This is a genomic window from Jejuia pallidilutea (assembly GCF_002973595.1).
GTDB lineage: Bacteria > Bacteroidota > Bacteroidia > Flavobacteriales > Flavobacteriaceae > Jejuia > Jejuia pallidilutea.
This window is the reverse complement of sequence record NZ_PVEO01000010.1, coordinates 117,120-140,493: the sequence shown is the minus strand read 5'-3', so window position 1 is coordinate 140,493 and position 23,374 is coordinate 117,120. Positions and strand designations below refer to the sequence as shown.

Below are 23,374 nucleotides of genomic sequence, written 5' to 3'. Positions count from 1 at the left end.
TAGCCCTGGACAGCTGTTTTCGGGGTTTTTGTGTACGTTAATTTAAAAAGAAACACTCGTATTTACAAGGGATGTGATTTTTATGAATGTGCCTCTTAATATGGGTAAAAATGAGTGTATATAGAGTTTAGTTATTTAGATTTTATAAGTGCGTTCTGTTCTTCCATTAATTGTGTGAGCTTATCTAATAGCTCGATATCTTTTGGAGTTGCAACAGTAGTATCTTTAGTGTCTTGTGCTTTCTTTTTAAGACGATTCATAAATTTTACTACAATAAATATAGTAATACCAATAATCATAAAATCTAAAAATGCTTCGGCTAAAGCACCATAACCAATAGCAACTTCATCTGTAATTACAGAACCATCGGTGTTTTTTGTTGCGTCTTGTAAAATAATTTTTTTGTTTTGAAAGTTAACACCGTCCGTTAACAGAGATAATGGTGGCAATACCACTTGTTTTACCAGAACATCTATCACTTTATTAAATGCAGCGCCAATAATAATACCAATGGCCATATCCATCATATTACCTTTTACTGCAAACTCTTTAAATTCTTTGAATAATTTCATACTAAATTTATTTTTTCAGTACAAAACTAATTCAATAGCATTTAAAAAATTCATTCAAATCGTAGAATGTTTAACGATATCTAAAAACCATTGAAATATTATTTCTTGTAATGCTTTGCAAAACCTCGATAACCAAAGAATCCAAGAATAGCAATACAAACACAAGCTATAGCAATAAACTTTAAACTAACAATTTGATCGCCGCTTGCATAAGAATGTAAACCGGCTAAGTAAAAGTTAACACCAAAATAAGTCATTAAAATACTGCCAAAAGCAATAATAGACATTAAATTGTACAACCAGCGGCTACGAAGTCCAGGAACCAATCGCATGTGTATTACAAAGGCATACACCATAATGCTGATAAGCGCCCAAGTTTCTTTAGGATCCCAACCCCAATAGCGCCCCCAACTCTCATTGGCCCACATACCTCCAAGAAAGTTACCAATAGTAAGCATTACCAAGCCAACAGTTAATGCCAACTCATTAATTATGGTTAATTCTTGTATGTTTAGCCCCATAACTTTTTTATTTTTATTGGTTGTAAACGCCATTAAAAACAAGGCTACCACACCTAAAATCATACCTAAAGTAAAAGGTCCGTAACTCGCTACGATTACTGCAACATGAATCATTAACCAATAACTATTTAAAACTGGTTGAAGATTTGCTATGGCAGGATCCATCCAATTCCAGTGTGCAATCATTAAAATCATAGATGTTACAAATGCTGTAGATGCTAAAGTTAAGTCGCTTTTTCTTCCAAAAGCCAAACCAAAGAACATGGTTGCCCAAGCTACATAAATCATAGACTCGTAAGCATCACTCCAAGGGGCGTGCCCAGAAATGTACCAGCGCACAATTAAGCCCGCAGTATGCAGAATAAATAAACCAAGAATTATAAATTTAAATACGGTTATAGAAACATTAACAATCTTGTTTTTATCATTAAAAATTTGAATAATTAAAAACACAAACATTAAGCTACCAGCGTACATAAACCATTTGTAAAGCTTTTTGAAAATATCATATTTATTGTATAGAACTTCTGTTTCTACTTTTTTGTCGCTCAACATCACTTCCGCACCATATTTCTGCTGCGTTTTTTTAAATGCTTCTAGTAATTTTTCAGCTTCGGAAAAATCACCAGAACGTTTCGCATTGTTTAAAGTGAACAGGTATGTTTGAAATCCGTTTTTTACAAAATTGTTATATAGCGAATCTTTTATTACTGTTGGATTTAAACGGTATTCGTAGTTTGAGATCCATTTATTATTATCATCATTTGGTATAGGAAATATTTTTAACGAAAGTCCTTCAAGTGTATTGGACAATAACGAAACACGTTCGTGTGTTTCTTTTAATTTCTTTTGATACCCATTAGGAACTGTAGTATTGTAAGCATCATTTAAATACGGTGCTAGTTTGTAAGATCCATCTTTTTCATCTAAGAAGTCTACCAAAGCAAAATGTTTGCCTTCTTTAGGTACACCAATAATATTGCGCAGGGAATCTGTTTCCATAGGGCGCAAATAAATAATAGGCACATTGTACCAAAGCCTTGGACTCTCTTGTGTAGATAAAAATACCTGATTAGCATCAAACCCTTCGTAAGCATCACTTTTACTTACCTTTCGTAAAAACTCAGAAGCATAAGTGTTTACTGGCATCATACGGCCACTTAAGTCTTGTATAACTAAATGCCCAAACTTATCAGCATGAGCTTTAGGAACTATATTTGCTTTTAAAACAGAATCTATTTGTGCTTTTGTGGGTTGTTCAAATTGATGCCCGTGATCGTGACCATCATCAGCGGAGTGTTGCTCTTGTTGAGCAAACGTGTTTAACCCTAAACACAAAACTAAAACTGTTAAAAGTTTTGCTTTTTTGGCTTTTACCTTCTCTAAACGTGTTTTTAAATCACTGAAACGCGAGCCTTTGCTAAACATTATGGCCATAAGACCAAAATATAACATTATATAACCTATATAAGTAACGAGAGTACCCCAAAAATCGTGGTTTACAGAGAGAATTGTACCTTTTTCATCAGGGTCGAAACTAGATTGAAAAAAGCGGTATCCACGATGGTCCAAAATATTGTTCATATAAATTTTATAATCAAAACTACCTTCTTCTTCATCAACAACTGTAACTTCACTAGAATATGCCGAATATCCGTTTTCGGTTCCGGGATAGCGTTCTGCTTCAAAATCATTTAGTTTTAAAGCAAAAGGTAATTCTAAAACTTTAGAGCCATAACGAAACTCAAAATCCATACCACCCACATTTACCTTCTTGTAATTACCAAATCTACCCTTACCACCTAAAAGTCCTAATCTCTTGGTTTCACCATTTGCGGTAATTTTTAAAACGGCACCATCATCATCATTTTTTAAAATTTCAGATTTCTGAACAATATCAAAAACACCTTTTGTTACTGGTTTTGGAAACACCATTTGCATATTGCCAATAACATAACGAGAACGCAGATACAAGGGCTGTAAACTATCTTTTATCAATTTACCCTGCGCTCGGGTTGCCATAGTCATGTATTCTCCTTCAAAAGGTGAGTTTATAGTTAGGGAATCGCCCGCGTAAGTAATATTAATAGCACCATCGGTTGGCTTATTTAAAGCAAATAAAATATTATGAACACTAGCAACTTCGCCTACTTTTAAAAAATGATTGTGTGGGCCATTGGCCCCTGCTTCAACTACTTTTAAATACGCTTCCCCATTATCATCTGGTATAATATCTTCTTCTGCACCACCAATAAATTTCTCAAGTTCTATAGTTACAGGTTTATTGCCATATTCGGTTTCAATTTTAAGTTCATTTTCCAACCTGGGTGAAAAATCTACCTCCTCTTCTACAACACGCATTTGGTTTACGCCGTTTACCATGTAATCGCCAAAAATGCGCCCAGTGATATATGTTTTTTGAGATAAAAATGTGTTTTCTGTGGCACCTTCTCGAATACCCATCATACCTTCAAAACTTGCATAACGTGTAATAAATGCTCCTAATAGAATAAAAATAAAAGCAATATGAAGGATAAAGGTTGCCCACTTCTCTTTTTTATAGAGTTGGTACCTAAAAATATTTCCTGAGAAATTAATGATAAAAAATACCATTATGGCTTCAAACCACCAAGCATTGTAAATTAAATTTCTGGTGTATGGCGTTGGCGAGGTGTCTTGTCCTGCATCCATAAATGTACCCGCAGCCATAGCAGCGGCAAATACAATAAACAAAATAGCGGTAAGACGTGTTGAGAAAAGAATTTTGGCGAGTTTTTCCTGCATAACAATTTGCACTTTTTTTTCTCGTGCAAAAATACGGATTAATGTGAATTTAAACTTTTTTTTAACAGGGGTTTAAATAGTTTCTTTTTGTTTTTAACCATTCTAGATTGAATTCACCTTGTCATTCAAAGCGTAGCGAAGATTCTTAAGCGAAAATGAAGATGCATCGGTTGTTCCTTGCTCTTAATTACAAGCTCTGAAGTTATTACCCCTCAATTATATCTTTATATTCCAAGAAAAACGCTTCAAATAAGCTCATTGTTTTATTAAAAAACACCATAACACCGCGCCATGTGTTTTTATTATGGATGGATACCTTTTGCTCTAAAGGCACATAAATTCTTGAGATTTCTTTACCGTTTTCTAAAATAAATTCCTCTTCAAAAATGGCATCAGGTAAATATTCATCTTTTAAAATAGACTTTAAGGCTTCCAGTTTTTCCCAGTATTTTATGCGGTATTCTAAATCATCCTCCAAATCTAAAGCCACTAAAGCTTTTTTTGTATCAAAATGAAATTTAAAACTTAACCCTTTTAACTTTGTATTGTATAAAATCCACTTTCTAGGAAAGGACTTCCCAAAGCTGGTCCAAAATTCTTGTCGTAATATGCGAGATTCCTCTTTGCTAAACATAAAAATCAGTAAACAGTTTTCAGTCGCAGTATGCAGTTTGTAACATTAGTCATAAATCTTCGGTCAAATAAAGTACGCAATCCCAACACCTAATATTATGGAGATAAACTTACTTAAATTAAATTTGTGCCCTTCACCAGTTTCAAATAAAATAGTTGTAGAAATATGGAAAAATATACCAATAACAACGGCGTTTATACTATGTGCCAATGCTTCGCTTATATCGGTTGTATTAGAAATTAAAGTTCCCAAAGGTGTCATAGCAGCAAATACTACCAAAAACAAAACAATTTGTAAAGTATTGTAGTTAGATTTAAACAAAAACATACTCACCAAAGCTGCAATAGGTATTTTGTGTACCAAAACGCCATATACCATATCGTTATGCTGATGTATTGGGAACCCCTCTAAAAAACTATGAATACATAAACTTATAAACAACAACCACGGAAAAGCAGTAGAATTTTTATGAATGTGTACATGCCCATGTTCCGCACCTTTAGAAAACAATTCTAAAACTATTTGCAGCAAAATACCACACATAATATAAAGCCCTGTAAGTTTTGCGTCTAAATGATGGTATACTTCGGGCAGAAGTTCAAACAGTGTTAACGCCAATAAAAAAGCACCGCTAAAAGACAGCAATAGTTTGGTATTCCACGTATTTTTATGCTTAGTGAGTTTTGCTATAATTACTCCAAGAATAACAGCGTAAACCGGAAATAGAAATTTATTCATTTATATATATCAGTAAATCGGTTTTAAGTTATTCGTTTACTTAGTTGTTGCAACAACAAGTTAATTACCAAATAACTTTTTTAAATTCTACTTAAAAATCATCACTAAGCGCTCTGAAGTTTCCGCATTAAACTTCCGTAATTTGTAATCGCCAAACACATCTAGCAAATGTACATCGGCTGCTTCAAATAGCGCTTCAAAGTCAGTTAAAGTAAATGCTTTTACACGTTCCTCAAAATTAAACACCTCGCCATCCGCTTCAAAATTAATGGTCTTAATAATATAACCATCTTTAACAAAACGCTTTAAATTAAAGGTAATACCATCAACGGTTTTGGTATCTTCGGGTACTAAATTCTCAATAACCTGTTCGGTGTTCATAAAATCAATCACCCCAAAACCTGTGTCATTTAAATTGGCCTTTATAGCTTTAATGGTATTTAAATTATCAATATCCTTGTCAAAATACCCAAAACTGGTAAACAAATTAAACACCGCATCAAACTGCTTAGGGTAAGGGTCGCACATATTGTGCACCTCAAATTTCAATCTATGGTTTTCAAACTGTTTTGCAAAAGCAATACTATTTTCACTCAAATCAATCCCCGTAACATCATACCCAATTTTGTTTAAATACCGCGAGTGCCTGCCCTTTCCACAGGCCAAGTCCAAAATAGTACCATGTTCTGGTAAATTTAAATAATTCGTTAAGTTGTCCATAAACACCTGCGCTTCGGTGTCGTCTCTATCCCTGTATAAAATATGGTAAAATCGTGTATCAAACCACGATGCAAACCATTTAGTAGTCTTATTTGTCATGTATTATTTTTGGGGTTCCCACCACTTATGGCGGTGGGCGGGCTTTACGTTACAAGTCCTCGCTCGTACCTCGCTGTGGGCTTTCCACTGCAATCCCTAACCCATTATCTGCTAATGTCCTTTATTTACCGCAAAATTACATTATTTTTGCAATCTATCCGACTTAAATTTATTGGACGAAAAAAATGGCAGAAAATTTCAACATGGTGGCCAAAACCCTGTACGGTTTTGAAGATATATTAGAAAAAGAGCTTACACAACTAGGCGCAATGCACGTTAAAAAAGGCGTGCGTGTGGTAGAATTTGTGGGAGACCTAGGCTTTATGTACAAAGCAAATTTAGCGTTGCGCACCGCAATAAAAATTCTAAAACCCATAAAAACCTTTAGAGTTAATAACGAAAAAGACCTGTACGATAACATAAAAAACATGCCTTGGGAAAACTATTTAAAACCTACAGGCTCTTTAGCAGTTGATGCTACCATACATTCCGATTTGTTTACGCACTCACTCTTTATCGCTCAAAAAACAAAGGACGCTATTGTAGACCGCTTTCGAGACAAAACAGGACAACGCCCCAATGTAGACTTAAAGTTCCCCGATTTAAAAATAAATGTACGAATAGACCGAAAAGAGTGTACCATCTCATTAGACTCTTCGGGTGAATCCTTGCATAAACGAGGTTACAAATTAGCCACCAATATTGCGCCTATAAACGAAGTATTGGCCGCAGGTTTAATTATGCTGTCTCGTTGGGACGGACAGTCCGATTTTATGGACCCTATGTGTGGCTCAGGCACCATTCCCATTGAAGCAGCAATGATAGCCTGCAACATCCCTCCTAACCTTATGCGCAAGGAGTTTGCTTTTGAGCGTTGGCAAGATTGGGATGTAGATTTATTTGAAAAAATTGAGGAGTCGCTTTTAAAGAAAACCCGCGATTTCCACCACCAAATTATTGGCTACGATAAAGCACCAAGTGCGGTACGTAAGGCCCAAGAAAATGTTGCAAATGCACAGTTAGACGATTTTATCACCATAAAACACGAAGATTTCTTTAAAACCCAAAAAGGCGGACAAGAAAAACTACACATGGTATTTAACCCACCTTATGGTGAGCGTTTAGATATCGACATGGAAAAATTATACTCTAATATAGGCGATACCCTAAAACAAAACTATCCTGGTACTGATGCGTGGTTCATTACCAGTAATTTAGATGCGCTTAAACATATAGGCTTACGCCCTTCCAGAAAAATACAACTCTATAATGCTAAACTAGAATCACGCTTAGTAAAATATGTGATGTATGAAGGGAGTAAAAAAGGAAAGTATATGAAATAAAAATTATTTATCCTTTTAAATCCTTGTACAAACATAGGATGACGCTAAGTTTAAAATCTCTAAACGTCATTACGAGGGAAGCTTGACCGAAGTAATCTCAATCAACAAAAAGACTAATCTAATATGGTTTACAGTGGCTCTTTCATGAGTCAGATTGCTTCACTGCGTTCGCAATGACATCTAATAACTAAACTTTAGAAAAAAAAACAAAACCGTCATTACGAAGGAGGAACAACTGAAATAATCTCAAACTACAAAATCATAAATTTCAAATGTCATTATTAAGATTGCTTTACTGCGTAATTAATAACGGAAACTTCAAAACCGTGAAGTAAAGCTCTTAACTTCCCATTTGCTTTTACCCTCATTTAAAGTAGCGCAAAGTATTTTATTGCCATCGGTACGTACATTTACTAAACCATATACAATACCATCAACTACCTTTAAACGGCTCATGCTTTTTATCTTATCTTTTGGGTTTAAAGCCCCAGAAGTCGTATGTGTATAACGAATTTTGGTTTTGGCTTCATCGGTGAGCACTACATCTAAAGCGCCGTTTGGAGTTTTATAGTCATCTTGCTTAACTTCGTAAGGGTCGCCCATACGCAAACTTCTAGAAATTTCCGTGCTATAAATTAAAGGGGTAACCATTTCATCGTTCTCAATCTTTTTAAAGCCTGTAGCAGCTGAAGCTGCCACAATATTTGGACGTGGATGTGCATGGGTTTCATCATCTCCCGAAGAAATAACGGTTGCTGCTGCATTTACATATTGTAAAAATTCATAAGAACAATCGTCACTCCCATGATGGCACGATTTTGCTACATCGGCTGCCAGCTCAATTAAATCGCCTTGCATAGAAGCAATAATATGCTGCATGCTTTTTTTATTTAAGTCGCCCGTGAGTAATATGCGGCTTCTACCATAATCTAATCGTAATAGTACAGAATTGCCGTTAGTGTTAGTGCTATAACTTCCTAAGTCTTTTAACTTGGGCTTACCATTAATGGTAGTTTCAATAGGACCTAAAATTTTAATGGATGTAGGTTTATCTTCTTCAAAACCTTTCAAATATTTAAAATCTTTATTTGGGTTGTTTGCTAGCCTTTTTATATCGGCGCCACTATCAACAACTGTTTTTAAGAAGTCTGCCCACTCCCCTTGTATACGTAGATCTGCCGTTTTCTTTAATCCGTTTTTAATGGATGTTTTCCCGGTTAACAAATCATGAAGATACCCTCCAGTTTCATCGCCTAAAAAGCGTCGTTTTTTATCTGTTTTGTACCAAGATACACCTGCATGGTAAAAGGTGTCTACTTTTGTGGCTTTGGTGTCTAATTCGTTTCTGGCTTCTTGGTCTCTACTTAACAAATCCCATAAACCACCATAATGGTCTGCATCACAATGCGAGCAAATCATGGCATCTAGCTCTATATTCTCTTTTTTGTATTCCTTAAAAAACTTCCAATCCACAAAATCGGCTGCACTTTTACCATGCGGTTGTTTAGAGCGTTTGTAGCCTCCATCAATTAAAATATGCTTGCGCTCTGGCGTAACTATCAATACGCCATCGCCTTGCCCTACATCTATAAAGTAAAGTTCTAATAAAGGTTCATCGCCTAAATCTTCAGCCTTTATATATACATTTTTTGCCCAACGCACATTTACTTTGTAGCGCCCATTGGCTTGCGTATTAGATACTATCTCTACACGGTCTCCCCAAAGCGCTTCTAACAGCACTCTATTTTCATTACTTTTTGTGTAGACTTTTGCAGTTTCGGATTTTAGGTATTTAATTGTTGCCATGATTTTTTAATTAACGAGACAACAAGTTAGGGATTAAAGTCTTTAAAATCAATACGTACAGATACGTAAATAAAGAAATATAAATTAGAATAAATAAATTTTAATATTCAGTTTACTCCACCGGTGCTATAACCTTAGTTTTTTTATAAAGCGGAATTCTATAGGCTAATGTATAACCATAACCTACGCCAATGCGTGTACTATCATAGGTTTTATTAAAACCTGGAATGTATATGTTTTGGAAATTATCGGGTTCGGTTTCTGTAAGTTTTACTCTAAGTTGAGCGTTTAAACCAAAATAGAGGTTAGTAAACAATTCTGCTTTAATACCAACGATAAGTTCTGTCCAAATAGCAGTTAAACCGTCTTTTTCAATGCCTTCGGCTACAATGTTTTGAGGTCGCCAATATTGGTTTGTGTTGTACACCTGATATTCGTTTATATTGTGACTAAAAGAACTAAAAGCGAGACGGGAGCCGAAGTACACCATATTATCCATATCTAACCAATTTTGATAGGTGTTGTAATCTATTCCTGCCTTAAAATAACTCCCTTTTGTAGTTGTATTTAAAAAATCTGTAATTAAAATACGTTCTTCATTCCCAAGTTCTCCAGCAATGTATAGCCTTTTAGTGATGCGATAATCTGCTACCAACTCTATACCAGTATAATTATCATCTACAAAACTACGTATCAACTTACCAGTATCCACACCCACACGTAGTCCATATTTTACTTTTATAACAGTGGAGTCATTTTGTTTTTTTGGAATACTATCGTTTTGAGCTTGGGCAATGCCAGAACAAACCAAGACCAGCATTATTGTACTAATGTAATAATATAAAATGTGCTTCTGCTTCATTTTCTACAATTTGATTATCGTCTTGGGCTTGTATTAAACTTATCCATTCATCCTCATCAACATCAGCTACATCTATACGCACCTGAACATTACTAAAAATAGTTCTGTAGCCACAGGCTCTCGATACAAATACATCTTCGCGAATATAAGTTATGGTTAAAATATCCTCATTCCCACCATTTGGATTTCCATCTTCGTCTTCGGTATAATTTTGATGTAATTTGTATACCGTAATATCTTGATCGGTTCGTAACGGTAAAACTATAGAATTGGTGGTAACTACATCATACCCCTCTAAAACACCTATGCCATTACCATCGTTATCAACACCTTCTATTCTTAAACCAAAAACATTTTTACTATCGTCTGGTAGAGACACATCAAACGTTTCCATAACTAAACTTGCTGTAGTTTGTGTACTTTCAGGGCATAAATCGTCACGCTCGCAACTCACATAAATAAGTGCAATTATAAAAATCCAAATTAATATTTTTATGTATTTCATTTTATCTTTAATAGATTTCAAACAGTTTTAGCGTTTTTCTAGCAACACCACATTTTCTACATGAAATGTTTGCGGAAACATATCAACGGGCTGCACTTTTGTTACTTTATACATGGCATCCATTAATGCTAAATCTCTAGCTTGTGTAGCACTATTACAACTAACGTAAACTATCTTTTCTGCTCCGATATTTAATAACTGAGCTACAACGTCTTTATGCATACCATCTCTTGGTGGGTCGGTAATTATTACGTCAGGTTGCCCGTGTGTTGAAATAAAATCGTCATTAAACACCTGTTTCATATCGCCAACAAAGAATTCAACGTTATTTATGTTATTTAATTGTGCGTTTTCTTTTGCAGCCTCTATAGCATCAGGAACAGACTCCACACCTACTACTTTTTTAGCTTTTTTTGCTATAAATTGTGCAATAGTTCCTGTACCTGTATATAAATCATACACAAGTTCGTTACCCATTAATCTTGCAAAATCTCTCGTAATTTTATATAATTCGTAAGCTTGTTCGGAGTTTGTTTGATAAAAAGACTTAGCATTTATTTTAAATTTTAAGCCCTCCATTTCCTCAAAAATATGGTCTTGCCCTTTATAACAAATCACGTCTTGATCGTAAATGGTATCATTGCCTTTTCCGTTTATCACGTATTGTAATGATGTAATTTCAGGGAATTCTTCTGATATAAAATCTAGTAGCAATTTGCGTTTTTTAACATCTTCCTTAAAAAATTGAACCAACACCATAATATCGCCTGTACTGGATGTACGAATCATCATAGTACGCAAAAAACCTTTTTGGTTTCTCGTATTGAAGAATTCTAAACTATTAGCAACCGCAAACTGTTTTACAGCATTTCTAATAGCGTTAGACGGATCTTCTTGTAAGTGGCATTTATCAATATCTAAAATTTTATCCCACATCCCAGGAATATGGAATCCTAGTGCATTTTTATCGCCCAAATCCTTATCAGATTGAATTTCATTTTGTGTTAACCATCGGCTATCACTAAATGAAAACTCCATTTTATTGCGGTAAAAATATTGCTGTTTTGAACCTAGTATGGGAGTAACTTCAGGTAGCTCAATATGCCCTATTCTAGTTAAATTATTAACGACCTCTTTTTGTTTAAAATATAATTGATGTTCATACCCCATATCTTGCCATTTGCAGCCACCACAAGTTCCAAAATATTTACAAGGCGGTTCAACGCGCTTATCCGACAGTTTGTGAAAAACAATGGCTTTACCCTCGTAATAAGCTTTGCGCTTTTTAAAGGTTTTTACATCTACCACGTCTCCAGGTACGGCATTTGGCAAAAATACAACCTTACCGTCTGGTGCTTTGGCTACGGTTTTACCTTTTGCTCCTGCATCAATAACTTCAAGGTTTTCAAAAACTAAATTCCTCTTTTTTCTAGACATGCTGCAAAAATAACAATAGCCTGAAATAAAATGCGTGTTATTTAAATTATCTTTAGCAAAATTCACACAAGTAAAAAAGGTATTAGTTATTAATATTAATGATTACCCGTTAAATTATTAGTCTATATAAGTAGGTGACCATAATTATTTTAAAGAACAGTATTTATTTATTAAATTGCAGGTCTATCCAGGGATGATTTCTCTCCCACGCTGCTTTTTCGAGCACTTCGAAAGAATAAAGGTACAGAAGGAATGGTTATTTTACTCGCTTAGCGAGATTTAAATTATTAATGTTTGCACCCAATTGCGGTGTTAAACGGTGTCTGTTTACAGGCATTAAACTTTAAATTTTTTTTTAAAATGGCTGTTTTAGAACAATTAACGTCTCAACAAGCAATTGAATTAGAAGACAAGTATGGTGCACATAACTATCATCCGCTTCCAGTAGTATTAAGTCGTGGGGAAGGTGTTTATGTATGGGATGCAGAAGGCAAACGGTATTTCGATTTTTTATCAGCTTACTCTGCTGTTAACCAAGGTCACTGTCACCCCAAAATAGTAAATGCGATGATAGCTCAAGCCAAAACCTTAACGCTAACCTCTAGAGCATTTTATAACGATATGCTAGGAAAATACGAAAAGTACGCCACAGAACTTTTTGGTTTTGACAAACTACTACCAATGAATACTGGTGCAGAAGCTGTAGAAACTGCTTTAAAACTAGCTAGAAAATGGGCTTATGAGGTTAAGGGAATTAATGAAAATGAAGCTGAAATAATTGTTTGTGAGAATAATTTTCATGGGCGCACTACTACCATCATCTCTTTTTCTAACGATCCTATTGCACGTAAAAATTTTGGACCATACACCAAAGGATTTATTAAAATTGAATATGATAATTTAAAAGCATTAGAAGATGCTTTAAAAAGTAACTCTAAAATTGCTGCCTTTTTAGTAGAACCCATTCAGGGTGAAGCTGGTGTTTACGTACCTAGCGAGGATTATTTAATAAAAGCAAAAGCCTTATGCAAACAACATAACGTTTTGTTTATTGCAGACGAAGTACAAACAGGAATAGCACGAACGGGACGCTTATTGGCTACATGTGGCAACTGCACCTGTGAAAACAAAAATTGCAGCGGAACACCTGATGTAAAACCCGATGTTTTAATTCTTGGGAAAGCACTAAGTGGTGGTGCATACCCCGTAAGTGCCGTACTTGCCAATAATAATATTATGAATGTAATTAAACCAGGTAACCACGGTAGCACCTTTGGTGGCAACCCAATAGCTGCTGCTGTTGCTATGGCTGCTTTAGAAGTGATTCAGGAAGAACATTTAGCTGAAAATGCTGATGTATTAGGCAATATTTTTAGAGACGAATTAAATAAATACATTAAAAACAGTAATGTTGTTACGTTAGTAAGAGGAAAAGGCTTGCTTAATGCAATAGTTATTAATGATAATGAAAGCAGCAATAAAGCTTGGGATATTTGTCTTGCTTTACGTGATAACGGCTTATTAGCGAAACCTACCCACGGAAATATTATTCGTTTTGCGCCACCTTTGGTGATGACTAAGGAACAAATACTAGAATGTATTGCCATAATTACGAAAACCCTTAATGAATTTGAAAATTAAACATAAAAAAACCAGAGTTAAACTCTGGTTTTTTTTATGAAGGGAGATTATATTATTGTCCTGCGCCCATCGCTTCTACTTTAGCTTTCATAGCTTTATACTTATCGGTTTCTCCAAGTACACTATAAATATTCATCAAAGTAGTTGCTGCACTTTGACTTTTTGGGTTAATTTCCAATGCCTTAGACAAGTAAGGTACGGCTTCTCTGTATAAATCTTGACGCTCTTTACGTAATTGCTCATAACGCTTATCGTCAGCAGCAGAGGTTCCAAGGCCATTCATTTCCTTAATAAGTGCTTCCTCTCTACCTAAAACCAACGCAGCACTGTTAATATATGCGTTTACGTAATTAGGATCTAATTCAATAGCTTTTTTATAATATCCCATAGCTTCTTCAGGATGGTCAGATTCTGCTGAAATTACACCTAAGTTATATTGTAGTTCAGCATTTCCAGGATCTTTTTCGGTAGCAATTTCTAAAAGTTCCTTAAACTTTTCTGTATCGCCCATTTTATAATAAATGTTAGCTTCAGAAAGAATTAAATTCACATCATCAGGATCTTCTGCTCTGGCATCCTTAATTGCCTGTATAGCTTTATCATTATCGCCTTTAGAAATGTAAATTAGTGCTACATTTTTAACTATTTCCCCACGTTTTGAATCTGATTTTTCATTGGTTGGATTCATATGCGTTTTAGCGCTTACTGAGGCTTTACGCAACGCTTCACTTGGAAAAACTTCTTTTTCATTGGTAGCTACATTTACAGCGTATAATTTTTCCTCAATACCTGTATACTCTAAATCTTTTAGTTTTTGGTACAAAACTAATGCACGATCGTAATCTGGTTCGTTTACAGCAGTAGCAGCTGCATAGTATAGGTATACAGTATCTTTCTTTCTCATATTGTATACTTTCTCGAAGTACTCAGATGCAGCACCAAATTTTTTACCTTCGTATGCTTTATTTCCTTTTTCTAAAAGTTTATTAACCATATCTCCCTTTAGCTGGGTAACTTCAACTTTATAAGCGTCTTCAGCCTTGTTTAAATACTCTACGGCAGCATCCATATCAGCGTTTGATCCTGCTCCGCCAGCGTACAAAGCAACGCCTTTTAGATAATTATACTTATCCATTAATTTTTCATCCAAGGAACCAAGCATAGGCTCTACAACAGCAAGTGCAGCTTTTGCCTCAGAAAAATTATTATCCTTAATTGCTTTTTCAACAGCTCTTAGCTCTTTCTTTTGGGCAAAAGAAAATGCGCTTATGGAAATAGCTAAAGCTATAATAAATTGTTTTTTCATTTTTAATTTAATTTGTGTTTGTTATTCATTGTTATTGTTATCAGTATCATTATTATCAACAGTTGTGCCATCATTTGTAGGCTGGGTATTTTCTGCTTCCTCTACGCTCTCAACATCGTCTTCATCATGCATTACCTTAGCAACGGCAGCTATAGAATCATTACCCTTAAGGTTTATAAGTTTTACACCTTGTGTTGCACGCCCCATAACTCGTAAGTCTTTAACAGCCATCCTAATAGCTATTCCAGATTTGTTGATAATCATTAAATCATCATTATCAGTTACATTTTTAATAGACACCAAATTACCTGTTTTCTCAGTAATAGAAATGGTTTTCACACCCTTTCCGCCTCGATTGGTAATTCTATAGTCATCTAAACTTGAACGTTTACCATAACCATTTTCAGATACTACAAGTATATTGCTATCCATATCATCAACGGCAATCATGCCCACCACTTCATCGGTTTTCTCATTGGCTAAACGAATACCTCTAACTCCAGAAGCATTTCTTCCCATTGGTCTAGTTTTAGCTTCTTCAAAACGGATTGCCTTTCCAGATTTTAAAGCCAGCATTACTTGACTTTCGCCTGTTGTTAGTTTAGCTTCTAGCAATTCGTCACCGTCTTTAATGGTAATTGCGTTAATTCCGTTAGTTCTTGGTCGAGAATATTGTTCTAAGGCTGTTTTTTTAACTTGGCCTTTTTTGGTTGCCATTATGACATAATGACTGTTTATGTACGCTTCGTCCTTTAAATCTTGAGTACATATAAAAGCCATTACCTTATCATCTTGTTCTATGTTTATAAGGTTTTGAATAGCGCGCCCTTTTGATGTTTTTGCACCTTCAGGAATTTCGTAAACACGCATCCAAAAACATTTCCCTTTTTGGGTAAAGAACAGCATGTATTGGTGGTTGGTACCAACAAATAAATACTCTAAGAAGTCTTCATTTCTTGTTGTAGATGCTTTTTGGCCAACACCGCCTCTATTTTGCGTTTTGTATTCTGTAAGCGACGTACGTTTAATGTAACCTGCACGAGAAATAGTAATTACTACTTTTTCATTAGGAATCATGTCTTCAATACTTAAGTCGCCTCCAGCATATTCTATAATAGAACGTCTTTCATCACCGTATTTATCACGAATAACTTCTAATTCGTCTTTAATGATTTGCATTCTACGTTCTTTTTTCTCAAGAATATCTTTTAAATCTGCAATAGTTTTAATTATATCCTCGTATTCTGAACGTAATTTATCTTGCTCTAGCCCTGTTAACTGTCGTAAGCGCATTTCTACAATGGCACGGGCTTGTATTTCAGATAATTCAAAACGTTTTATTAAATTCTCACGAGCTTCGTCTGCATTTGATGATGCTCGTATAATTTGTATCACTTCATCAATGTTATCAGAAGCTATAATTAAACCTTCTAAAATATGCGCGCGTTCTTCTGCTTTTCTTAATTCATACGTTGTTCTTCGTACCACAACATCGTGTCTGTGCTCTACGAAATAATGAATTAATTCTTTTAAGTTTAAAAGCTGTGGTCTCCCGTTTACTAGCGCAATGTTATTGACACTAAATGAGGACTGTAGCGCAGTATACTTATATAATTTATTTAACACTATATTTGGAATTGCATCACGTTTTAAAACGTAAACAATACGCATGCCTTTTCTATCAGATTCATCACGAATTGTAGCTATACCTTCCAGCTTTTTTTCGTTTACTAAATCGGCAGTTTTTTTAATCATTTCTGCCTTGTTTACCTGATATGGAATTTCATCAACAATAATGCATTCCCTTCCGTTTACCTCTTCAATATTTGCTTTACCACGAAGTACAATTCTACCACGACCTGTATGAAATGCATCCCTTACGCCATCGTAACCATAAATAGTACCTCCTGTTGGAAAATCAGGTGCCTTTATGTGAGTCATTAATTCATCAATCTCAATATCGGTATTGTCAATATATGCAATTGTTCCATTAATAACCTCTGTTAAATTGTGAGGTGGCATATTAGTTGCCATACCTACTGCAATACCAGACGCGCCATTAACTAATAAACCAGGTATTCTTGTTGGGAGTACCGTTGGCTCATGTAATGTATCATCAAAATTTAATTGATGGTCTACCGTTTCCTTGTCGATATCTGCAAGCATTTCTTCAGAAATTTTTTGCATCCTTGCTTCTGTATAACGCATTGCTGCGGGACTATCGCCATCTACTGAACCAAAATTTCCTTGACCATCAACCAACATATAGCGCAAGCTCCATTCTTGAGCCATACGAACCATGGTATCGTAAACCGAAGTATCACCATGCGGGTGATATTTACCTAAAACCTCACCTACTATTCTGGCTGATTTTTTGTGTGCAGAATTTGCCCTAACTCCCAACTCATGCATACCGTAAAGTACACGTCTATGAACTGGTTTTAGACCATCTCTTACATCTGGTAGTGCACGTGACACAATGACCGACATTGAGTAATCAATGTACGCAGATTTCATCTCATCCTCAATGTTAATAGGTATCAGTTTTTCTCCTTCTGCCATATATAATTTAATTTAGTTTTTACGAATTTTTCAAAACATGCTAATATACGAATTTCATTAGTGAGGATAAGTGATTTCAGCTTGCTTTTTAGGACTTTTTATTAACAATTTTACCCCTGTTTTTCGTTAATAACTCTAAGTGTATAAACTTTGATATTTTGATTATTTTTTCGTCAATTAGCATCTATAGTTTATTTTAAGGTACAGTTTTTGCCGTTAGTAAAACTATTTTAGTATTTTTAATGCAGAAAGGAACTTAGTTATGGATGACAATTTTTCCCCCAGAGTAAAAGATGTAATAGCATATAGCAAAGAGGAGGCACTGCGCTTAGGCCACGATTTTATTGGTACAGAGCACTTAATGCTTGGTCTCTTGCGCGATGGTAACGGTAAGGCTATTGATATATTAAACGCATTGGATGTGGACTTAAATCACTTAAGACGTAAAGTTGAGATTTTAAGTCCTGCAAACCCAAACATTAACATAGCATCTAACCAAAAAAAGAACTTACACTTAACGCGACAAGCAGAACGTGCCCTTAAAACCACATTTTTAGAAGCAAAATTATTTCAAAGCTCTTCTATAAATACCGCACATTTGCTGCTATGTATTCTTAGAAACGAGAACGACCCAACAACCAAACTACTTAATAAATTAAAAGTAGACTACGATAATGTTAAAGAACAATTTAAGCAAATGATTACAAACGAAAGTGACTATATAGAACCAAAATCAGAATCTTTTCAAGATGATGATGCCAATTTAGGAGAAGATTCTCAAAAGGATAATATTTTTAACTCGCCATCTGGCAAGTCTAGCAAAAAGTCTAAAACACCTGTTCTAGATAATTTTGGACGCGATTTAACAGCGTTTGCTGAAGAAGGCAAGTTAGACCCTGTTGTTGGTAGAGAAGCTGAAATACAGCGCGTTTCACAAATTTTAAGTAGACGAAAGAAAAACAACCCGCTGTTAATAGGTGAACCTGGAGTTGGTAAATCTGCCATTGCAGAAGGTTTAGCACTTAGAATTGTAAAGCGTAAAGTATCGCGTATTTTATTCAATAAAAGAGTAGTAACCCTAGATTTAGCAAGTTTAGTTGCTGGCACTAAGTATCGCGGACAGTTTGAAGAACGTATGAAAGCGGTAATGAACGAATTGGAAAAGAACGATGATGTTATTCTTTTCATTGATGAAATTCACACCATTGTTGGTGCTGGTGGTGCCACAGGTAGTTTAGACGCCTCCAACATGTTTAAGCCTGCTTTGGCTCGTGGTGAAATTCAATGTATAGGCGCTACAACTTTAGACGAATACAGGCAATATATTGAAAAAGATGGTGCTTTAGAACGACGTTTTCAAAAGGTAATTGTACAACCCACATCTGTTGAGGAAACCATAGAAATTCTTCACAATATAAAAGGTAAATATGAAGATCATCACAATGTAGATTACACACCAGAAGCTATTGAGGCTTGTGTAAAACTAACAAATAGATACATGACCGACAGATTCCTTCCAGACAAAGCCATTGATGCTTTAGATGAAGCAGGATCGCGCGTACACATAACTAATATAGATGTGCCCCAGCAAATTCTAGAGCTAGAAAAGCAACTAGAACAAGTTAAGGAAACAAAAAACTCAGTTGTTAAAAAACAAAAATACGAGGAGGCTGCAAAATTAAGAGATGACGAAAAGCGCCTAGAAAAAGATTTAGCAATTGCACAAGAAAAATGGGAAGAGGAAACAAAACAACACCGCGAAATTGTTACCGAAGAAAATGTGGCCGATGTTGTCTCTATGATGACTGGTATTCCCGTAAATAGAATAGCCCAAACCGAAATTAATAAATTGGCAGAATTGCCTAATTTAATTAAAGGAAAAGTAATTGGTCAAGATGAAGCGGTAGATAAAGTTGTAAAGGCCATACAACGTAATCGAGCGGGACTAAAAGACCCAAACAAACCCATTGGTTCTTTTATTTTCTTAGGGCAAACAGGTGTTGGTAAAACACAATTGGCTAAAGTATTATCTCGTGAACTGTTTGATAGTGAAGATTCATTAATAAGAATAGACATGAGTGAGTACATGGAGAAATTTGCAATCTCCCGTTTGGTTGGTGCGCCTCCAGGTTATGTAGGTTACGAAGAAGGCGGACAGCTAACCGAAAAGGTGCGTCGCAAGCCTTATTCAGTAATTCTTTTAGATGAAATTGAAAAAGCACATCCTGATGTATTCAATATGCTACTTCAAGTGCTAGACGACGGCCATTTAACCGATAGTTTAGGCAGAAAGATTGATTTTAGGAATACCATTATTATAATGACTTCAAATATTGGAGCTAGAAAATTAAAAGATTTTGGAACCGGTATTGGTTTTGGCACTGCTTCTCAAAAAGCACAAGAAGATGCTAACGCCGTTAAGGTCATTGAAAATGCACTAAAAAAATCGTTTGCTCCAGAGTTTTTAAATAGAATTGATGATGTTGTTGTATTCAATCCTTTAGAAAAAGAAGACATCAACCTAATTATAGATATTGAACTGGAAAAACTTTTTGCAAGAATAAAAGGCTTGGGTTACGATTTAGAATTAACCAAACCCGCAAAAGATTATATTGCCGATAAAGGTTTCGATAAGCAATATGGCGCAAGACCATTAAAAAGAGCTATCCAGAAATATATTGAAGACGCTTTAGCCGAAGAAATAGTAGCATCTAATTTACAAGACGGCGATAAAATTATTATAGATTTAGATAAGAAAGCTGAGGAATTAAGCATTGCAATAGAGAAAGCCGAAAAGCCAGCAGAGTCTTAATACTTTAAAAATTAGAATTTAAAAAAGCCCTTTTGTTTATCAATAAAAGGGCTTTTTTTATACTGAAGTTTTGGGCACTCTAAATAATAAAACAATACCCATTAAAAAGAAAACCACTAAAAATAAAATAGCATTTCTCATACTTCCCGTAATTTGATCTATTATACCATAAATAACCATACCTATTACAATACCTATTTTTTCGGCAACATCAAAAAAACTAAAGTAAGATGTAGTGTCTTCTGTATCGGGCAGAAATTTAGAATATGTAGATCTTGCTAGAGACTGTACGCCTCCCATAACCAAACCTACAAAACCTGCAGCAATGTAAAACTGTAGCGGTGTTTGCATAAAATATGCATAAACGCACAGCATTACCCACATAAAATTTATGAAGATTAATGTTTTTATATTGCCAAATCTCTCAGATGCCCTAGACGTTAAAAAAGCACCAAGAATAGCTACTAATTGAATAACCAAAATACTAACTATAAGACCTGAAGTCTTTTCGCTGTCACCTCCCCAAGCAATTTCCTCCTCACCAAAATATACTGCAACCAGCATTATAGTCTGTACGGCCATACTAAAAACAAAAAAAGCATATAGATAGCGTTTTAATCTTAAGTTTTGCAATAAGGATTTCCAAACATTTCTCAATTCTTTAAAACCATTAAAAACAATAGCTCTAGTTACTTTATGCCCACTAGAAACTCCTTTTGGCAACCAGTAGAATGAATACTGACTAAAAATAACCCACCAAAGGCCAACCGTAATAAAGGAATAGCGCATCATTTGCATTTTAGCCTCTCCCGTATCTTGAGTCATTACCATAACCAAATTAATAATTAGGAGTAATACACTACCCAAATACCCCATAGAAAAACCTTTGGCACTTATACTATCTTGTTGTTCTGGGAACGCTATATCTGGCAAATACGAATTATAATATACCAAACTACCCCAGTAACCAATTAATCCCATAAAATAAAACAACAAACTTATATGGATACGTTCTGGTGAAATATCAAACCAATACAACCCTATACACCCAGCACTACCTACATAGCAAAAAAACTTTAAGAAGTTTTTTTTATTGCCTACATAATCTGCAATACCAGACAAAATGGGTGACATTACCGCAACAACTAAAAAGGTGAAAGCTGTAACAAATGTTATAAGCGCAGTACTTTTAAACTCATTACCAAAAGCCTCTACTCGTTTTATTTCTGAAGCGAATAACGCTGAGTAAAAAATTGGAAAAATTGATGATGTTATTGTTAAGGGATAAACCGAATTTGCCCAATCATAAAACGCCCAAGCATTTAAAAGTTTTCGACTTCCTTTTTTAAGTTCACTCATAAAAAAAGCTGCCCCTTTTATGGAACAGCGCCTAAAATAAACAAATATTTTATTTTAAATCTTATATTAATTTCTAAATGTAGTTACACCATACTTTTTAGCTTCTTCTTTAGCTTTTGGAGCCCACTTTGTTAAATTAGCAATTCTCGTATCGTTTGAAGGGTGTGTACTCATGAATTCTGCTGGTGCTTGCCCTCCGCTATTGGCTTTCATTCGCTTCCATAATTCAGCGGCCTCATCTGGATTATATCCCGCGATGGCCATTAAATACACACCTATTAAATCAGATTCTGTTTCATGACTCCTACTAAATGGCAACATTACACCAACCTGGGAACCTATACCATAGGCCTGATTAAAAATTGCTCTGGACTGATCGTCTTTAATAGCTACATTACCAGCAACAGCACCAAGTTGTTGCAAAATACCAGCACTCATACGTTGTTGGCCATGGTTTGCCAATGCATGTGCTACCTCATGCCCCATAATTGCAGCTACACCGGCTTCGTTTTGGGCAATTGGCAAAATACCCGTATAAAATACAATTTTCCCCCCTGGCATACACCAAGCGTTAACAGTTTCGTCCTTCACCAAATTATACTCCCATTTATAATCTTTTAAGTAACCTTGGTGCCCGTTTGCATTTAAATAACGTTCTGCTGCAACAGCTATTCGCTGCCCTACACGTTTAATCATTTCTGAATCTTTAGTTCCAGTAATTACATTATTTTCATTTAAAAACTGATCGTATTGTGCAAACGCTGTTGGAAACAACTGCGAATTTGGCACTAACGCCATTGTTTTTTTTCCTGTAAAAGGATTAGTGGAACAGGCCAACAAAAAAACTGAGAGCCCAAGTGTTAATATAATGTTATGTGGTTTCATAATAACGTTAAATTTAGAGTTAAAAATACAAAATCAATGCTTACATTGGTAAGACACGTATTATTTTTATTTGTCACTTAATTTTAGCTAATATATTATAAAGTTATTAACTGTTATGATATATAGTTTTGCTCGACAGATTAAAAAATAAATTTTACGCTATGAAAAAATTTTTAACCTTAATTGCTTTTACTTTAGTATTCGGCTGTAATTCTAATGCCCAAAAGAAAAGCAAAAACAATGCAACCTACGAGGTAACTAAAACAAAAGAAGAATGGAAAGCACAACTTACCGATATGGAATATTATGTGCTACGAAAAGCTGGTACTGAACCCGCATTTTCCAGCCCTTTGAACAAAATTTACAAACCTGGGACTTATGTTTGCAAAGGTTGTAACACACCTTTGTTTAAAAGTGAACACAAGTACGATTCTGGCTCTGGGTGGCCAAGTTTTGATAGGGAAATAAAGGGCAATGTAGCATTCTCAACCGATAACAAATTAGGCTATACAAGAACCGAAGAACATTGTGCAACTTGCGGCGGCCATTTAGGTCATGTTTTTAACGATGGCCCAAGAGACACCACAGGGAAAAGACACTGTATAAATGGGGTTGCCCTAAAATTTATTCCAGAAGAAAACTAAACAGCTTTACTATAAAATATTGATTTTCAAACATATTACATTATAAAAATCAAATAATTTGTTTGAGTTTTATAGCAACTAATAATTAAAAAAAGAGGCTATCTTAAAAAGTATTTTTAAGATAGCCTCTTTTAAAAACATATT

General features: G+C 35.0%; 17 protein-coding genes. 4 read left to right on the top strand and 13 right to left on the bottom strand.

Annotation, left to right across the window (positions count from 1 at the left end; translation table 11 throughout):
- Positions 1-131: 131 nt before the first annotated feature.
- The 5 genes from mscL to CLV33_RS14885 all read right to left on the bottom strand — a co-directional run bounded on the left by mscL (position 132) and on the right by CLV33_RS14885 (position 6,068).
- Positions 132-572 (bottom strand): large conductance mechanosensitive channel protein MscL, encoded by a 441-nt coding sequence (gene mscL / locus CLV33_RS14905; RefSeq protein WP_105474576.1) that lies wholly within the window; start codon positions 570-572, stop codon positions 132-134.
- A gap of 98 nt (positions 573-670) precedes the next feature.
- Positions 671-3,877 (bottom strand): cytochrome c biogenesis protein CcsA, encoded by a 3,207-nt coding sequence (gene ccsA, locus CLV33_RS14900; RefSeq protein ID WP_105474575.1) that lies wholly within the window; start codon positions 3,875-3,877, stop codon positions 671-673.
- Positions 3,878-4,082: 205 nt separating this feature from the next.
- Positions 4,083-4,511 carry a DUF4268 domain-containing protein gene (locus CLV33_RS14895; RefSeq protein ID WP_042244449.1) on the bottom strand — a complete coding sequence of 143 codons (429 nt, stop codon included), beginning with the start codon at positions 4,509-4,511 and terminating at the stop codon, positions 4,083-4,085.
- A 63-nt stretch (positions 4,512-4,574) separates the two neighbouring features.
- A complete protein-coding gene (locus CLV33_RS14890; RefSeq protein WP_042244447.1) occupies positions 4,575-5,249 on the bottom strand; it encodes a ZIP family metal transporter in 675 nt (224 codons plus the stop codon).
- Between the two features lie 87 nt (positions 5,250-5,336).
- Positions 5,337-6,068: a class I SAM-dependent methyltransferase gene (locus tag CLV33_RS14885; protein WP_105474574.1), complete on the bottom strand. Its 732-nt coding sequence runs from the start codon at positions 6,066-6,068 to the stop codon at positions 5,337-5,339.
- A 185-nt stretch (positions 6,069-6,253) separates the two neighbouring features.
- Between CLV33_RS14885 and CLV33_RS14880 the strand changes: the two genes are divergently transcribed.
- The gene (locus tag CLV33_RS14880; RefSeq protein ID WP_105474573.1) at positions 6,254-7,411 is read left to right on the top strand and encodes a THUMP domain-containing class I SAM-dependent RNA methyltransferase; all 1,158 of its coding nucleotides are present in this window, start codon (positions 6,254-6,256) and stop codon (positions 7,409-7,411) included.
- A 318-nt stretch (positions 7,412-7,729) separates the two neighbouring features.
- Here the strand turns inward: CLV33_RS14880 and CLV33_RS14875 are convergent, their stop codons facing one another.
- From CLV33_RS14875 to rlmD, 4 genes are all read right to left on the bottom strand, one after another.
- Positions 7,730-9,217, bottom strand: a complete 1,488-nt coding sequence (locus CLV33_RS14875; RefSeq protein WP_105474572.1) for a ComEC/Rec2 family competence protein — start codon at positions 9,215-9,217, stop codon at positions 7,730-7,732.
- A gap of 112 nt (positions 9,218-9,329) precedes the next feature.
- Positions 9,330-10,079: a DUF6048 family protein gene (locus tag CLV33_RS14870; RefSeq protein ID WP_105474571.1), complete on the bottom strand. Its 750-nt coding sequence runs from the start codon at positions 10,077-10,079 to the stop codon at positions 9,330-9,332.
- Positions 10,045-10,584: a DUF6452 family protein gene (locus tag CLV33_RS14865; RefSeq protein WP_146109752.1), complete on the bottom strand. Its 540-nt coding sequence runs from the start codon at positions 10,582-10,584 to the stop codon at positions 10,045-10,047. Before CLV33_RS14865 ends, CLV33_RS14870 begins: the two co-directional genes overlap by 35 nt.
- Positions 10,585-10,611: 27 nt before the next feature.
- Complete coding sequence (gene rlmD, locus CLV33_RS14860; protein ID WP_105474585.1) at positions 10,612-12,021, bottom strand: 23S rRNA (uracil(1939)-C(5))-methyltransferase RlmD; 1,410 nt, start codon at positions 12,019-12,021, stop codon at positions 10,612-10,614.
- Between the two features lie 360 nt (positions 12,022-12,381).
- On the opposite strand from rlmD, the gene rocD reads away from it, so the two are divergent.
- Positions 12,382-13,662 carry an ornithine--oxo-acid transaminase gene (gene rocD / locus CLV33_RS14855; RefSeq protein WP_105474584.1) on the top strand — a complete coding sequence of 427 codons (1,281 nt, stop codon included), beginning with the start codon at positions 12,382-12,384 and terminating at the stop codon, positions 13,660-13,662.
- A 52-nt stretch (positions 13,663-13,714) separates the two neighbouring features.
- Here the strand turns inward: rocD and CLV33_RS14850 are convergent, their stop codons facing one another.
- Together CLV33_RS14850 and gyrA are read right to left on the bottom strand one after the other, a co-directional pair.
- Positions 13,715-14,968: a tetratricopeptide repeat protein gene (locus tag CLV33_RS14850; RefSeq protein ID WP_105474569.1), complete on the bottom strand. Its 1,254-nt coding sequence runs from the start codon at positions 14,966-14,968 to the stop codon at positions 13,715-13,717.
- Between the two features lie 21 nt (positions 14,969-14,989).
- The gene (gene gyrA, locus CLV33_RS14845) at positions 14,990-17,530 is read right to left on the bottom strand and encodes a DNA gyrase subunit A (RefSeq protein WP_105474568.1); all 2,541 of its coding nucleotides are present in this window, start codon (positions 17,528-17,530) and stop codon (positions 14,990-14,992) included.
- Positions 17,531-17,792: 262 nt separating this feature from the next.
- Between gyrA and CLV33_RS14840 the strand changes: the two genes are divergently transcribed.
- The gene (locus CLV33_RS14840; RefSeq protein WP_105474567.1) at positions 17,793-20,342 is read left to right on the top strand and encodes an ATP-dependent Clp protease ATP-binding subunit; all 2,550 of its coding nucleotides are present in this window, start codon (positions 17,793-17,795) and stop codon (positions 20,340-20,342) included.
- A gap of 57 nt (positions 20,343-20,399) precedes the next feature.
- Here CLV33_RS14840 and CLV33_RS14835 read toward each other — a convergent pair whose 3' ends face one another.
- Entirely contained in the window at positions 20,400-21,701 is a 1,302-nt protein-coding gene (locus CLV33_RS14835; protein WP_105474566.1) for an MFS transporter, read from the bottom strand.
- 66 nt (positions 21,702-21,767) lie between these two features.
- Positions 21,768-22,586: a M48 family metallopeptidase gene (locus tag CLV33_RS14830; RefSeq protein ID WP_042248407.1), complete on the bottom strand. Its 819-nt coding sequence runs from the start codon at positions 22,584-22,586 to the stop codon at positions 21,768-21,770.
- A 161-nt stretch (positions 22,587-22,747) separates the two neighbouring features.
- Here CLV33_RS14830 and msrB point away from each other — a divergent pair, with 161 nt between their 5' ends.
- A complete protein-coding gene (gene msrB / locus CLV33_RS14825) occupies positions 22,748-23,230 on the top strand; it encodes a peptide-methionine (R)-S-oxide reductase MsrB (RefSeq protein WP_105474565.1) in 483 nt (160 codons plus the stop codon).
- Positions 23,231-23,374: the final 144 nt, after the last annotated feature.

Bases quoted from the DNA above. Each gene is read 5' to 3' on its own strand.
- mscL (WP_105474576.1), bottom strand. From the start codon at position 572: ATGAAATTATTCAAAGAATTTAAAGAGTTTGCAGTAAAAGGTAATATG.
- ccsA (WP_105474575.1), bottom strand. From the start codon at position 3,877: ATGCAGGAAAAACTCGCCAAAATTCTTTTCTCAACACGTCTTACCGCT.
- CLV33_RS14895 (WP_042244449.1), bottom strand. From the start codon at position 4,511: ATGTTTAGCAAAGAGGAATCTCGCATATTACGACAAGAATTTTGGACC.
- CLV33_RS14890 (WP_042244447.1), bottom strand. From the start codon at position 5,249: ATGAATAAATTTCTATTTCCGGTTTACGCTGTTATTCTTGGAGTAATT.
- CLV33_RS14885 (WP_105474574.1), bottom strand. From the start codon at position 6,068: ATGACAAATAAGACTACTAAATGGTTTGCATCGTGGTTTGATACACGA.
- CLV33_RS14880 (WP_105474573.1), top strand. From the start codon at position 6,254: ATGGCAGAAAATTTCAACATGGTGGCCAAAACCCTGTACGGTTTTGAA.
- CLV33_RS14875 (WP_105474572.1), bottom strand. From the start codon at position 9,217: ATGGCAACAATTAAATACCTAAAATCCGAAACTGCAAAAGTCTACACA.
- CLV33_RS14870 (WP_105474571.1), bottom strand. From the start codon at position 10,079: ATGAAGCAGAAGCACATTTTATATTATTACATTAGTACAATAATGCTG.
- CLV33_RS14865 (WP_146109752.1), bottom strand. From the start codon at position 10,584: ATGAAATACATAAAAATATTAATTTGGATTTTTATAATTGCACTTATT.
- rlmD (WP_105474585.1), bottom strand. From the start codon at position 12,021: ATGTCTAGAAAAAAGAGGAATTTAGTTTTTGAAAACCTTGAAGTTATT.
- rocD (WP_105474584.1), top strand. From the start codon at position 12,382: ATGGCTGTTTTAGAACAATTAACGTCTCAACAAGCAATTGAATTAGAA.
- CLV33_RS14850 (WP_105474569.1), bottom strand. From the start codon at position 14,968: ATGAAAAAACAATTTATTATAGCTTTAGCTATTTCCATAAGCGCATTT.
- gyrA (WP_105474568.1), bottom strand. From the start codon at position 17,530: ATGGCAGAAGGAGAAAAACTGATACCTATTAACATTGAGGATGAGATG.
- CLV33_RS14840 (WP_105474567.1), top strand. From the start codon at position 17,793: ATGGATGACAATTTTTCCCCCAGAGTAAAAGATGTAATAGCATATAGC.
- CLV33_RS14835 (WP_105474566.1), bottom strand. From the start codon at position 21,701: ATGAGTGAACTTAAAAAAGGAAGTCGAAAACTTTTAAATGCTTGGGCG.
- CLV33_RS14830 (WP_042248407.1), bottom strand. From the start codon at position 22,586: ATGAAACCACATAACATTATATTAACACTTGGGCTCTCAGTTTTTTTG.
- msrB (WP_105474565.1), top strand. From the start codon at position 22,748: ATGAAAAAATTTTTAACCTTAATTGCTTTTACTTTAGTATTCGGCTGT.